The following is a 12,569-nucleotide window of genomic DNA, read 5'->3' as shown; positions in this document are numbered from 1 at the left end:
TTGTCAGTAAAGAAGAAAAAAAAACGTATTGACAATAAATAACTGAGAATATATAATAAATAAGAAGAGAACTTTGATTAGAAATTGTAAGTTAACCAAAAATTCTTATTCTTAACTAAAACAAGATATATTTATAAAGTTAAAATTAAATTTTTTTCTTGTCATTTTAACTATACGGTGCGGTTGAAATCCTTACTAATACAAAAAAGCAACCTGTCTTTTTTAAAACAGGTTGCTTTTTTGTATTGATACTATTTCTTTTTTTGTTGGATTAGAGTCAATAGCTGAGACACTTTTTACGAGAGATTTTTTATGCTAAGCAGCCAATATTTTTTTCTCAAATTCAACAGGAGACAAATAAGCTAACGCACTGTGAATTCTGCGGTTGTTATAAAATCCTTGAACGTAACTGAAAATTTGTCGCCTTGCTTTCTCAAAAGTTTGATACGTTGGCCGTTGATACACATGTTCTTTCTTCAATAATGCATGGAATGATTCAATTCCTGCGTTATCGTAGGGACAGCCTTTACGGCTGTAAGAATGGGTGATAGTTAATTCTTTCAGTCTTTCTTCGTAGTCATTACTTGTATACTGCGAACCTAAATCGGTATGAAAAATCAGTCCATTTCCAACGTTTCTATTTGAAACAGCGTCTTCAAGGGCTTTTTCTACAATAGCGGTTGTCATATTACGATCGAAGTGATAACTAATAATTTTTCTTGAATGAAGATCCATGATGGTTGAAAGGTAGCATCATCCATCTTCTAGCGTATGGATATATGTGATATCAGCCACCCATTTTTGATTCAAACCAGTAGTAGAAAAATCTTGCTTCAATAAATTTTGATAGTTATTTAAGAGTTTCTTGGCAGGCTTACCAGCTTTGAATTTCTTAATAACAATAGATCGAATCTTTTGGCGCTTCATTGATCTTTGAATACGTTTTATACTGATCTTCCGATAATCTGAATAGTTTTGTGCAAGTAGATAACGAATTTTCCCAGCACCGTAGACACGACCACTTTCGTGGTAGACACGGAGAATTCGACGATCTAATAAAGCTTGTTCGCTTGTTCTTCTGGAGGGTGTATGATTGATTTTTCGATAGTACACAGCTCTAGATATGCCAAGCAAACGACACATCTTCGATACACTATGATGGCCTGCTTCGCTTTCGTGACGGATGAATTCAATGAGTTCTATTTCTTTGCCAGCAGGCCGAGTGCTTTTTTTAAGATGAAGAGTTCCTCGTCTTTTTCTTTTAATTGCTTTCTTAGGGCTTTGGCTTCATCTGGAGTAAGTCCGCCAGGACTTGTTCTAGTGGCTCCTTGGACCCACTTTAGTATAGTAGAATATCCAATTTCATATTCTAAAGATAACTGGCGTGCTGATTTGCCTTGGTTGTGCAACTCTAAAATTGTTTCTTTAAATTCTTTCGTGTAGCGTTTTAGCATGATAAGACACCTTCCTTTGAGATTAGTTTACCCTCTCTCAAAATCTGTCTCAACTTCTATCCTACATCCATCAGGGAGTTAAATATTACTTAAGAGCTCGCTATCCTGACAATTCGGTGTGAAGTTGACAATCTCTGACATAATGACCACCTCTTTAGCCTTTTCAAAAAGTGTAGCATAGAGACCAATACGCTTCAAAAAATGAAGCAAATATTAAAGTGTTTAAGTTTTCAATGGAGGTCTATAGCAGAAACTTTGTTCAAAAAAATGAGACTACTCGAGAAACTATCTTTCAAAAATTTTACTCTGATTATGTATGGGAAGATGACCAAAGTTAAATAAGGTAGTTGTCAGCATAGCTATGGTCGCTGCTAAATATAGTTCACATAGTCCTCTTTATAAAAAGAAGCAAGCCCATAAAGAGCTAGCTTCTTAATTTACATAAGTTACGTTATTCCAAGTAGATTAACTGCACTTTTACGTAATTATTTTCTTTAACAAAATTTCATCATGTAAAGGAATTCCTTCATACCCAACATCAGGAATTTCTTTTTTTATTTTTCTCGCATTATCAGCAGCCCCAGAAACTATGTGAACCATTCTAAAGCCTTTTTTTTGCCAAAATTTTAAGGCTTTCAAATTGTCATTTGTAGTATATAGTATTAAATCTTTGCAATGCTTTTCTGCCAGTTCTTCTACGTATTGATAAAGGGCACTCCCGATACCTTGACCTTCAATTTGACTATCTAAAGATATTATTTCAATATCTTTAAGACTGACCTTATAAGTAATCAGCCCTACGATTTGATTATCCTCCAAAAATAAAAACCTTCCAGTTCATTTAGTTTGTGTATTCCTGAAGATACAATCATAGTAGTTGAGCCCCAATTATCAATAAAAAATTGTGTAACTAAATCAATGTTATAAGAGTTTATAGAAACTATCAAATTAAGTCCCCCTTTCAAACAGTATAAGCGAATCTGAGTATTTTTTCTGTTAACCTTGAGTTAGTAAATACCCTGCTACTTATTTCAAAAGAAATTAAAGAAGCCATTTCAACTAATGAATTGACTTCTCTGTTTCAAGTTTTAGAAAACAATATCTCAACTATTTCTTTGTTCCTTTAGCAGCTGATTAATTTCGCTGACTGTTTTCAAGTAATCTTTGTAAGTAATAAACCATATAGCCATAAATAATACGCCAAATATTGCTATCGATGCAAACATTGATAGGCTGAATAAAGAAAACCAGTTAGCAATTAACCCAACAATTATATAGAATAAGATAGATACCATAATAAACAATAGGAATTGCAGTTGGATTGACCAATGTCTGACATAGTGAATATTTCCCATCAACCCAATGCCCAGCCCTAATAATAGGATATAGATTGCATCAGGATCATAAAAAATATTGCCTACAGTGTAAATTAAAGTTGCAATCGACATACTAACAAGAATATTTTTCATTCTATTTCCCCTCACTTTGTAGTAGTTTTGTTTTTAAATCAGTTAACAACCGACGAGAAATTGGAACAGTCTTCCCGCTCTTTAAAAGAGCTAATGTTTGTCCGGTAAAATGATGTTGTAAACTTAAAACTTTTTTCAAATTTACTGCATAAGATTTACCTGGTTGAAAAAATATTTCAGAATCTAATCCATCTAAAACTTTATAGAATCGCTCTGCAACTACATACTCTTTTCTTTCTGTAAAAAGAGTTACAAGTTTTCCTCTAACATCAACATATTCGATATCATTTTGGTTGATTTTATATAAATCACGATGAATATCTGTAAACACATAAAAATTTTGTTCCTGAGTAGCACAATAAGCCTTTACATACTGAATAAGTTGAACGCAAGAAGTATCTAATACTGGGCTTAGAATCGAGACTTGCAACTCTGAATATACGTCTAAAATATCTACCATAGGTTCCATTTGCCTACCTCCTTTTACACTAAGATACAGCAGAAATAGACCTATTTGAATAGAATCAGAACAACTGGCTAAGAAATAGGAATAAGTGGTTTGATATTAATTATTTGATAGTCACAACTTTACATAATTATCCTTATACAAAGCGGAATTCTTTATTTGATATAATTAAGCTACCAAATTTTAAGGAGGCTTATATGATTACATCAACACTCACTACTTACCCAGGTAAAAAAATTGTGAAAGATTTAGGGATTGTATATGGATATGATGATAAACTCAGGGCTATACGAGGTATAACGGCTATTGCTGATTATTTAGAGCAAGCACTGAGTGATATCACTAAAAATGCTGAAAAAATGGGAGCAAATGCTGTTTTAGGCATATCCTTTTCTATGACAGATAAGGCTTTACCTGCTGTAATTGGCACAGCAGTATTGCTAGAAGATGAAATTTAAACGTTATTTAATCTTCGAGTTCACATAATGCACATTATAACAAGTAGACCGCCAGAGGAAAAGGAGCAAAAAAAGTTCGGTACCTTTTCAAAGCGACTATTAATATTGCTAAATAGACTGATTCATTCGTTGATTTCTTCAAAGTTGCCCATTGTTTCCCCTCTAAAGTATAGCGGGCTACTGTTTATAATCTTTAACTTTAAAGTTGTCTCATTACTTAAATTTAATAGCGCCTTTACCATAAGTCTTATAGCAACAAAATGTGAAAAAATAGCGACTCTATTATTTGGGTCATTAAGAAGCAGCTCTGCCAAAAATGCTTTAACACGTTTTTCAACAGCAGTATAGTTTTCTCCTTCAGGCGCATTATCTGTAAAACTGTGTGTAATATTATGGTTATCAAAAAACTCTAGCCATTCAGGAAAATCTTGGATAGACTTCCCGTTAAAAATTCCTAAGGAACGTTCTTTCAAACGATTGTCACAAATAATATCTTTCCAGCCGGCAGCCAATATAGCTGTCTCGTAAGCTCGTTGTAAAGGAGAAGAATAAACTTGGTCGACAGTATTCCAAATTGGTAATTCTCGAAGCCGTTGAGCTTGCTGACGGCCTAGTTCAGTTAAAGGTACGTCACTTTGACCAGAAAAAGATCGATCTTTAGTTTTATAATTATTAATCTGATTGAATAAAGATTCTCCGTGACGAACTAAAATAATTTCCATTAGGCACCTCGTTTTTGTAAAGTAACTTATCAGTTAAGAAAAAAATTTGTCCCGTGTTTATTATATCATTATCTTGCTAAATGTAAGAATGATTAAAAATTTACAACTACTATTCTGCTCCTTCAAATAGAACTACCAAAGGACTAGGCATACTTGTCGCATTTTTCTTTTATTTTTCGAGAGGATATCAGATAGTTATGAAAAAAGCTATCAAAACTTAAAAAGTATTGATAGCTTTTTTTTTACTGTGATAGAATAAGGATTTCTAGGCTATCATATCTTACTCTCATAAATGTAGTAGAAAGTAGTTAAATTTTCATGATTTATGGCTATGCTTGGGTAAGTATCTTGGGCCAAGATTTAGAGACACAAATTATTGCGTTGACCAACCAGAGCTACGGCAAAATCTATACTAAAAAAATACTGGAACAAAAGTTGAACGAAAATAATTTCAGTAGTTATTAGAAAGCATTCATGAGAGGAATACTTTAAGGGAAATTGTGAATCAGATACGGTTGTTTCAAGTCTTAAGAAAAGAGTTTTCGTGCTGGAAAAACATAGAAAATAATTTAGAATTCTCAATATTTGTCAGTAATCCCTGATCACTTTTGCAACAGGGCTCTAAAGAAAAAGGTAATGGCTTGTTTGAGGGTCTTTCCGGAAAGGAACTGACTTTTTAAAGGTCTCAAACAGGCAAGAGTAGTTGTTTCGGGAAATATAAATAATCGTTGTCAAGGGCCACGGTAAAATTTTGGTTTTGGGCCATTGAAAATGTAGGTATGTAACCTTTCTATTTTATTTGTTTGCTTTCGCTTTTTCTTCGCTATAGCTTTTTATTCTATAGGATGGCCCTGTAATTTGAATAATTTTAGAATGATGGACCAATCGGTCCAATAATGCATTGATTAATTTCTTATTTCCAAATATTTCCGACCATTGAGAAAGTGGGATATTTGTAGTAATAATTGTTGATTTCCTCTTATCCCCATTGAGTGACTGCTATGATGGCGCCGTTATTCGCTGGACTATTGGAACAAAACCTGATGCAGAGTTAGTGAATACTATGTTAGATGCTGGACTCGCTACCCTTCAAGACCAGGAGCGTCCAATCGTTCATTCTAATCGTGGTGCTCATTACCGATGGCCTGGTTGGATCGAACGAATGAACAAAGCGAACTTGCCTCGTTCCATGTCTAAAAACGGTTGCTCATCAGATAACTCAGCGTGCGAAGGTTTCTTTGGACGATTAAAAAATGAAGTATTTTACCAATGTGATTGGGAAAACACAACAATCAATCAGTTTATAAATCAATTGGATGACTACATCCATTGGTATAATAATCAAAGGATTAAGTTATCTTTAGGAGGACTAAGTCCTCTTCAATATCGGAAAAAGCAAGGATATATTTGTTAAACATGGTCCATAAAAACATCCGAACCCCCAATTGTTGCAAGTCCCATACAAGTTTAAATTAGAAACTTTTCTTTTTTTTGTATGAAACCGCATTCAAAACAAATTTTAAATATTTTATACTTTTTTTATAATAAAAAAGGAGAGATTTAAATGTTAATGAAAGAAGCTAGAGAACAAATTGTATTATATGGAAAAAAATTAATCACTAGTGGTTTAACTAAAGGCACTGGGGGAAACATTAGTATTTACGATCCAGAACTAGATTTAATGGCGATTAGCCCTAGCGGTATTGATTATTTTGAAACAAAACCTGAAGATGTAGTTGTTACAAAGTTAAATGGTGAGATTGTTGACAGTAAGAGAAAGCCTTCTAGCGAATTAGACATGCATCGAATTTATTATTTAAAACGTTCGGACGTTCGCTCAGTAGTTCATACTCACTCACCCTTTAGCACGACTTTGGCAACTTTACAATGGAACTTACCAGCTTCAAATTATTATATTGCTATCGCTGGTGGAAATACCGTCCGTTGTGCTGAATATGCATCTTTTGGTACTTGGGAATTGGCTGAGAGTTCTTTTAAAGCAATGGAAGATCGTTATGCGTGTTTCTTGGCAAATCACGGATTGTTGACTTGTTCTTATGATTTGGCAAATGCTTTTTCGATTGCTGAAGAAACCGAACGTATGGCTGAAGTTTACTGGAGAGCCAAATGTGTTGGTGACCCAATTATTTTGGATGATTCAGAAGTTACTCTTATGTTGGAAAAATTTAAATCCTACGGTCAAAAATAATTGAAAAGTTAGTGAGGTGTCACATGGTGAATAAGAGTAAGAATATAGCAGAAATGATTCAAGAAGAATTGATTTTTAGCGATATTTCAGCTGATAATCTTAAAAACTTATTCGATAAAATCGGAACGATTTTATATGAAAAAGGTTATGTATCATCAGAGTACGCGGAAAAGCTATATGAGCGAGAAAATAATTTTCCTACCGGTTTGGCTACTAAAACGTTAAATGTAGCAATTCCTCATACAGATTCAAAATATGTGAAAAAACCGTTTATCACGATTTTAAAACCTAATTCTGAGATAGTTTTTCATCAGATGGGAACTTTTCCATCAGATCAAGTATTAGTTTATCCAAAAATTATATTTATTTTAGGATTCACTAAAGATGATATGCAACTAAAAATTTTACAGACCTTGATGAATTTATTTGATAATCAAGAGGCCATGGAAATATTGGAACAACAAAAAAACAATATAGCTATTTATCAATACATCAAAAAAATAATTCAAGATAGCGGAGGAGAATAGTTATGAAAACATTAAATATTATTTCAGTTTGTGGTTCGGGAACCGTGACAAGCTCAATGATCGCCAACAAAGTTAGAGATCTTTTAGATGACAACGGGATTTCGGCTAAAACTGTCGAAGCCAGTCCGGGTGGTGTGGATTCTTTAATTAGTTCGAGTAATTATGATTTGATTGTTCATACCAGTCCATTAATTAGTGAGTATGATATTCCAACAATTAATGCTGTTGGTTTTTTAACAGGTATGGGAGAAGATGAATTTATTGAAGAATTATTAGAAACGATTAAAAATTTAGCTGATTAAAAAATGGAAGGAGAGTTTCAATGCTTGAGTTATTATCAAATATCATGGATTCTTTCGGAGCATCCATTATTGTACCGTTTGTTATCTTCATTATTGCAATGTTTTTAAAAGTAAAACCTAAACGAGCGTTTCAGGCAGCTTTAAATGCAGGAATTGGATTAACTGGTTTTAACATGTTAATCGGTGCTTACACACCAATTGTGACTCCTGTAGTTAATCGTATGGTAGAACATACTGGGGTCAATCTGCGTATATTGGATACGGGTTGGCAAGCAACCAGTGTTGTAGCTTATTCCACTCAGGTAGGAATGATTTATCTTGGTTTAGGTCTTATATTTACTTTAGGATTGTTCCTAGTCAAATTTACAAATATATTTTTACCGTCTGATTTATGGAATAATTATTCTTTCATGGTGTGGGGATCAATGCTCTATATCATTACTAATAATTTAGTTTTATCAATTGGCTTAATGGTATTGGCAAATTTATTTGTTTTATTATTTACGGAAGTTGTTGCGAAACGGTGGAGTAATTATTATGGCTATCCTGGAACAACAATTTGTGCGCCTCACGATGTGACACAAGTACCTTTTGCGATGGTTGTAGATTGGATCTTGAATAAACTTGGTGCTAATAAAATTCAGTGGAATCCAGAAAATGTTCAAAAACGTTTAGGATTTTTGGGAGAACCAATCACATTAGGATTCATTTTAGGTCTTCTTTTAGGTTTTGCAGGTAATTTTATGCGTATAGATGAGATGGCTGCATGGGGTGAAATTGCCTCAGTCGGTGTAGCCACAGCTGCTATTATGGCTATCTTTCCTAAAATTGCTGGTATTTTTGCATCAGCATTTACCAGTATTACAGATGCGACTAAAAAGTCAGCCAAAAGCTCAGGTAAAGGACGGGAATGGTATTTGGCAATTAATGATGCTGCTGGTTATGGAGAACCGGCAACTTTATTAACTGGCTTATTACTAATTCCAATTATTTTAATCATTGCAATTATTGCACCAGGTAACGAAGCACTACCAATGGTGGATTTAATTGCTATACCTTATATTATTCAACCAATTATTGCTATTTCAAAAGGAAATATTTTCAAATCTCTTATTTCTGGAACTATTTTGTTAACAATTAATTTGTACATTATTACGGCTGTCGCTCCAACATTTACTGCTGTGGCGGAGAGTGTTGGTGTAACAATTCCAGAAGGTGCTTTGTTGATTGCTAGTTTTGTAATTTTGGGAAACTATTTCTTAGGATCACTTTTCATGATTTTCTTAACACAAAATCCATTGCTAATTGGATTATCTGTAGTCTTCTATATTGTATTGTTAGTGATTGTGAAAACCAAAAAAACAAGTATCATAAATTATCTTGAAAATGCAGGTGAATTACCCAGTGCATCATCAGATGTAGCTGACTCAATAAAAGAAACTTAGAGGTGAAGAACAGTGAAAGTAATTGTTATTGGCGATGCCTTAGTTAGTTCTAAAACTTTAAAAAAAGCAGTTATGGAAATGAATCTACCAGAAACTGTAACCAAAGTTGAGATGTTTGAATGGTATTCAGATTTAACCAAGGATGAATTTCAAGAGCAAATTTTGAAAATTGAGAGATACGGTCCAGAGTCGGTGAACATCCCAGATGGGATCTTGACTAGCCTATCAGATGCAGATTATCTTTTTTGTCACTATGCTCCAATATCTGAGGCAATGTTACGAGCTGGAAAAGATCTCAAATTGATTGGTACTTGTCGCGGTGGATTAGAGAATGTAAACTTAGAAACAGTTAAAGAAAGAAAAATTCCATTTTTACATGTTATTCGTAATGCTGAACCCGTTGCAGATTTTACTATTGGTTTGATTTATGCTGAATCCCGTAATATTGCTCGAGCGCATCATGCTATTATGGATGGTCGGTGGGAGAAAACTTTTGCGAATGATCAATATACAACGACCTTAGCAAATCTAACTGTTGGTATTGTCGGTGCAGGTTACATTGGAAAGCAAGTAATTGCTCGTTTGAATGGATTAAAAGTAAAAGTTTTTGTTTACGATCCATTTATTGATCCACAAAAGTTAGTAAAAGAAGGACTAGATGTAGAATTTTTAAAGGATCTAGAAACTTTGTTTAAGAAAGTTGATGTTGTGTCTCTTCATATGCGAGTGACACCTGAAACTAAACATATGATCAACCGTGACGTTATTCAATTAATGAAACCCAATAGTTATTTAATTAATACTGGTAGAGCAGACTTAGTCGTAAAGGAAGATTTGATAGCTGCATTACAAGCTAAAAAAATTGCTGGGGCCGCAATGGATGTCAGTTGGACCGAACCAATTCCACCTGGAGATCCGCTATTAGATTTAGAGAATGTGACATTAACACCACATATTGCTGGAGCTACCATGGATGCTATTCCTAACTCACCATTTTTATTAAAAAAAGTTGTTAATGAGTATTTAGAACATGGATTTAGTGACATGTTAATTAAACCAAAATAAATTGAATATTTTACAACTCATTTATATTTTTGAAAAACCTGAGACTAATAGTCATTTGATTAATGTTTCAGGTTTTTCCATAGTGAATGTAGAAAGGAGTCTAACAATGAAATTGCTGCTGTTAGCACTCATTCAAGAAATTGTTGATCATCCTGGAATTGAGCTTTCAGTAATAAAACGAAAATATCAGTTAGATGATTCAAAAGCAAATCATTTAATAAAGCAAATCAATCAACTTTTGACTGAACAAGGTTATTTCCCAGTTGAAAGAAAGAAGAAAAGATTATGGCTTAATTTAAATCATGATAGCGTGAATAATTTGAAAAAAATGATTCAAGGTGAATCATTAGATCACCCGCAGAAGAACATTCGTAAGAACTTAATTGTGCTAGAAATCTTTATCCATAAACAGACTTCCTTAGGATTTTTTGCAAATACTTATGGTGTTAGTAAAAATACTGTAATGACTGATGTTAATGAATTGAAGCACACTTTGGCATTAAAAGAAATACAATTACTTTATTCTCGTAAAGATGGCTATTATTTATCAGGTGCAGAATTGGAAATTAAAAAAATTTTGATAAGTAATCTACATCAACTTTTTAATCATAATTGGAATGAAACGATGTTGGGTAACTACTTCAATTTTTTAAACAAAACCGTTGATTGTTATCAAACAAAAATTTTTAAAGCCGAAAAACTATTAAATACTCAATTTTCTAATCGACAATTAAAGCTACTATCAATTTTGATTCCCTTTATTCAACATAGAAGTGAAAATTATTTCGTTCCAGAAATTATTGATATTGATAGTTTGGCTACAACAAAAGACTACAAAAGAATTGAATCAGTGCTTAAAGAAACAAAAATTTCTGAAGGATTAGCTATTCAAGATCAAAGTTTTATAATTTTACAATTTCTCAGTGCAAATGTAATCAGATCAAAGCAAGGAGAAAATAAAAAATTGCGAGATACTATTGATCAAGTGGTTTCTTTTTTTGAAGTTCATTCAGTATATGCTTTTAATGAGCGAGAAAAATTAATCGAAATGCTTTTTCAACATTTAAGTCCAGCCATTTACCGTTTGAAATATGGCATACCTTATGAAGATCAAAATATAGAAAAAGTCGTTGGGCAATACAGTAGCATTTTCCCAAGAGTGAAAGAAGCTTTAAAGTTCATTGAAGATGTTTATGTGATTAAATTTACTGAAGTTGAAATTATTTATGTTAGTTTAATCTTTCAAAGTTTCCTGACAAAAAATGAAATTTCGAGCCATAAAAAGCGACCTCAAGCAATTGTTGTTTGCGAAAATGGTGTTTCCGTATCTAATCTACTTTTTCAAACAATTAGTAAGATTTTTCCTATGATTGATTTTGCCGCTAATGTTTCTGCTAGAGATTACTATAATAATCCGCTTGTTTATAGTGATATCAAAATTATCTTCTCAACAATGTACTTAAAAACTACCAAAAAATTATTTGTAGTATCAAATTTATTAGATGAAGAAGCAAAATTACGTTTAATAGAAAAAGTAAATATTGAATTATTTGACCAGCGACCGAGATTGAATATAGAGAAAATCATAACCCTAGTAAAGAGAAACAGTGCGGGTCTTGATGAAGAACAGCTAAGAAAAGAACTAATAAAATATTTAGATACTTCGGAATATGAAGAATATTTATTCGAATTGGGAACTAAATCAAATTTTAACCAACTGTTATCAAAAGAATTTATAAAATATTCTAAACGGCAGTTTTCTTTTAACGAAGCAATCCAAGCAGTAGCAGAACCGCTTTTGAAATTCGGTTCAATTGAACAAAGATTTGTTGATACAATATTGTCCCGTTATGATGAGAAATTTCCTTACTTTGTCATAGCTCCAGGTATTGCGATTCCCCATGCTGGTTTTTCTGATGGGGTAAAAAAAATAGGACTAAGTTATCTGCAGTTAGAAAATCCAATACATTTTTCAAAAGAGCATCAAGTTTATGGTTTATTAATGATTGCCCCTATAAATAATACTCATCATCAAAATGCCATTCAAAATTTTTATAAAATGGTTTCTAATCAACAGAGACGTAGCCAATTGTTGGCCTTAAAAGATGCGAAAGCCATAAAAAATTTTTTTAAAGCAAATGTTCAATAACAATTTGACAATTCAACAAGAAAACTTTAACTATTTTTTTACGGGTAAACAGCGCTATAATGTCCTAAAAATCAACCAAGACCTTAGGCTCCTATACTAGAAACTCGAACGTATCTGATTTTTGCCATCGAATTCACCTTATTTGAATTTATTCATTTTATACTCAAAATTTACACGAAAGAGGGCGAGGTATCAACTCCACCAAAAGTAAATTTTGAGTATACCCTATCTTTACAAATTATCGCAATTATTAAAAATATCACTACCAACCTAATCAGATTGGCAGTGATAGAAATTGTATTG

The 12,569-nt window shown here is 32.9% G+C and carries 13 protein-coding genes and 3 pseudogenes; 8 read left to right on the top strand and 8 right to left on the bottom strand.

What is annotated here, in order from left to right; genetic code table 11:
* Nucleotides 1-315 precede the first annotated feature (315 nt).
* The 6 genes and pseudogenes from ACYSNU_RS18010 to ACYSNU_RS17985 all read right to left on the bottom strand — a co-directional run.
* A pseudogene (locus ACYSNU_RS18010) lies at nucleotides 316-741 on the bottom strand (IS3 family transposase); the annotation flags it as partial.
* Between the two features lie 12 nt (nucleotides 742-753).
* The gene (locus ACYSNU_RS18005; protein ID WP_461738514.1) at nucleotides 754-1,143 is read right to left on the bottom strand and encodes an IS3 family transposase; all 390 of its coding nucleotides are present in this window, start codon (nucleotides 1,141-1,143) and stop codon (nucleotides 754-756) included.
* Nucleotides 1,144-1,199: 56 nt separating this feature from the next.
* Nucleotides 1,200-1,454 carry a transposase gene (locus ACYSNU_RS18000; RefSeq protein ID WP_265460288.1) on the bottom strand — a complete coding sequence of 85 codons (255 nt, stop codon included), beginning with the start codon at nucleotides 1,452-1,454 and terminating at the stop codon, nucleotides 1,200-1,202.
* 477 nt (nucleotides 1,455-1,931) lie between these two features.
* Nucleotides 1,932-2,273 (bottom strand): GNAT family N-acetyltransferase, encoded by a 342-nt coding sequence (locus tag ACYSNU_RS17995; RefSeq protein WP_461738513.1) that lies wholly within the window; start codon nucleotides 2,271-2,273, stop codon nucleotides 1,932-1,934.
* A 284-nt stretch (nucleotides 2,274-2,557) separates the two neighbouring features.
* A complete protein-coding gene (locus tag ACYSNU_RS17990; RefSeq protein ID WP_461738512.1) occupies nucleotides 2,558-2,923 on the bottom strand; it encodes a DUF3021 family protein in 366 nt (121 codons plus the stop codon).
* A gap of 1 nt (nucleotide 2,924) precedes the next feature.
* Nucleotides 2,925-3,392: a LytTR family DNA-binding domain-containing protein gene (locus tag ACYSNU_RS17985; protein WP_461738511.1), complete on the bottom strand. Its 468-nt coding sequence runs from the start codon at nucleotides 3,390-3,392 to the stop codon at nucleotides 2,925-2,927.
* 194 nt (nucleotides 3,393-3,586) lie between these two features.
* Here ACYSNU_RS17985 and ACYSNU_RS17980 point away from each other — a divergent pair, with 194 nt between their 5' ends.
* Complete coding sequence (locus ACYSNU_RS17980; protein WP_461738510.1) at nucleotides 3,587-3,847, top strand: heavy metal-binding domain-containing protein; 261 nt, start codon at nucleotides 3,587-3,589, stop codon at nucleotides 3,845-3,847.
* 122 nt (nucleotides 3,848-3,969) lie between these two features.
* Here ACYSNU_RS17980 and ACYSNU_RS17975 read toward each other — a convergent pair whose 3' ends face one another.
* A complete protein-coding gene (locus tag ACYSNU_RS17975; protein WP_461738509.1) occupies nucleotides 3,970-4,569 on the bottom strand; it encodes a histidine phosphatase family protein in 600 nt (199 codons plus the stop codon).
* A gap of 795 nt (nucleotides 4,570-5,364) precedes the next feature.
* A pseudogene (locus ACYSNU_RS17970) lies at nucleotides 5,365-5,550 on the bottom strand (ATP-binding protein); the annotation flags it as partial.
* Between ACYSNU_RS17970 and ACYSNU_RS17965 the strand changes: the two are divergent.
* The 7 genes and pseudogenes from ACYSNU_RS17965 to ACYSNU_RS17935 form a co-directional block, all read left to right on the top strand.
* A pseudogene (locus ACYSNU_RS17965) lies at nucleotides 5,549-5,983 on the top strand (transposase); the annotation flags it as partial. The pseudogenes ACYSNU_RS17970 and ACYSNU_RS17965 overlap by 2 nt on opposite strands.
* 150 nt (nucleotides 5,984-6,133) lie before the next feature.
* The gene (locus ACYSNU_RS17960) at nucleotides 6,134-6,778 is read left to right on the top strand and encodes an L-fuculose-phosphate aldolase (RefSeq protein WP_461738508.1); all 645 of its coding nucleotides are present in this window, start codon (nucleotides 6,134-6,136) and stop codon (nucleotides 6,776-6,778) included.
* A 23-nt stretch (nucleotides 6,779-6,801) separates the two neighbouring features.
* Entirely contained in the window at nucleotides 6,802-7,305 is a 504-nt protein-coding gene (locus ACYSNU_RS17955) for a PTS sugar transporter subunit IIA (protein WP_461738507.1), read from the top strand.
* A 2-nt stretch (nucleotides 7,306-7,307) separates the two neighbouring features.
* Nucleotides 7,308-7,607, top strand: coding sequence for a PTS sugar transporter subunit IIB (locus ACYSNU_RS17950; protein ID WP_461738506.1), 300 nt, complete (start codon nucleotides 7,308-7,310; stop codon nucleotides 7,605-7,607).
* Between the two features lie 20 nt (nucleotides 7,608-7,627).
* Nucleotides 7,628-9,052: a PTS transporter subunit IIC gene (locus tag ACYSNU_RS17945; protein ID WP_461738505.1), complete on the top strand. Its 1,425-nt coding sequence runs from the start codon at nucleotides 7,628-7,630 to the stop codon at nucleotides 9,050-9,052.
* 12 nt (nucleotides 9,053-9,064) lie between these two features.
* On the top strand, nucleotides 9,065-10,117 hold the full coding sequence (locus ACYSNU_RS17940) for a 2-hydroxyacid dehydrogenase (RefSeq protein WP_461738504.1): 1,053 nt from the start codon (nucleotides 9,065-9,067) through the stop codon (nucleotides 10,115-10,117).
* Between the two features lie 106 nt (nucleotides 10,118-10,223).
* Nucleotides 10,224-12,266: a BglG family transcription antiterminator gene (locus tag ACYSNU_RS17935; RefSeq protein ID WP_461738503.1), complete on the top strand. Its 2,043-nt coding sequence runs from the start codon at nucleotides 10,224-10,226 to the stop codon at nucleotides 12,264-12,266.
* Nucleotides 12,267-12,569 lie beyond the last annotated feature (303 nt).

The organism is Enterococcus sp. LJL120 (assembly GCF_054871765.1).
This window is presented reverse-complemented; position numbering and strand designations above follow the sequence as displayed.

Excerpts from the sequence above, each read along its gene's own strand:
- ACYSNU_RS18005 (WP_461738514.1), bottom strand. The coding sequence starts at position 1,143 with ATGTGTCGTTTGCTTGGCATATCTAGAGCTGTGTACTATCGAAAAATC.
- ACYSNU_RS17990 (WP_461738512.1), bottom strand. The coding sequence starts at position 2,923 with ATGAAAAATATTCTTGTTAGTATGTCGATTGCAACTTTAATTTACACT.
- ACYSNU_RS17975 (WP_461738509.1), bottom strand. The coding sequence starts at position 4,569 with ATGGAAATTATTTTAGTTCGTCACGGAGAATCTTTATTCAATCAGATT.
- ACYSNU_RS17980 (WP_461738510.1), top strand. The coding sequence starts at position 3,587 with ATGATTACATCAACACTCACTACTTACCCAGGTAAAAAAATTGTGAAA.
- ACYSNU_RS18000 (WP_265460288.1), bottom strand. The coding sequence starts at position 1,454 with ATGCTAAAACGCTACACGAAAGAATTTAAAGAAACAATTTTAGAGTTG.
- ACYSNU_RS17935 (WP_461738503.1), top strand. The coding sequence starts at position 10,224 with ATGAAATTGCTGCTGTTAGCACTCATTCAAGAAATTGTTGATCATCCT.
- ACYSNU_RS17945 (WP_461738505.1), top strand. The coding sequence starts at position 7,628 with ATGCTTGAGTTATTATCAAATATCATGGATTCTTTCGGAGCATCCATT.
- ACYSNU_RS17950 (WP_461738506.1), top strand. The coding sequence starts at position 7,308 with ATGAAAACATTAAATATTATTTCAGTTTGTGGTTCGGGAACCGTGACA.
- ACYSNU_RS17960 (WP_461738508.1), top strand. The coding sequence starts at position 6,134 with ATGTTAATGAAAGAAGCTAGAGAACAAATTGTATTATATGGAAAAAAA.
- ACYSNU_RS17955 (WP_461738507.1), top strand. The coding sequence starts at position 6,802 with ATGGTGAATAAGAGTAAGAATATAGCAGAAATGATTCAAGAAGAATTG.
- ACYSNU_RS17985 (WP_461738511.1), bottom strand. The coding sequence starts at position 3,392 with ATGGAACCTATGGTAGATATTTTAGACGTATATTCAGAGTTGCAAGTC.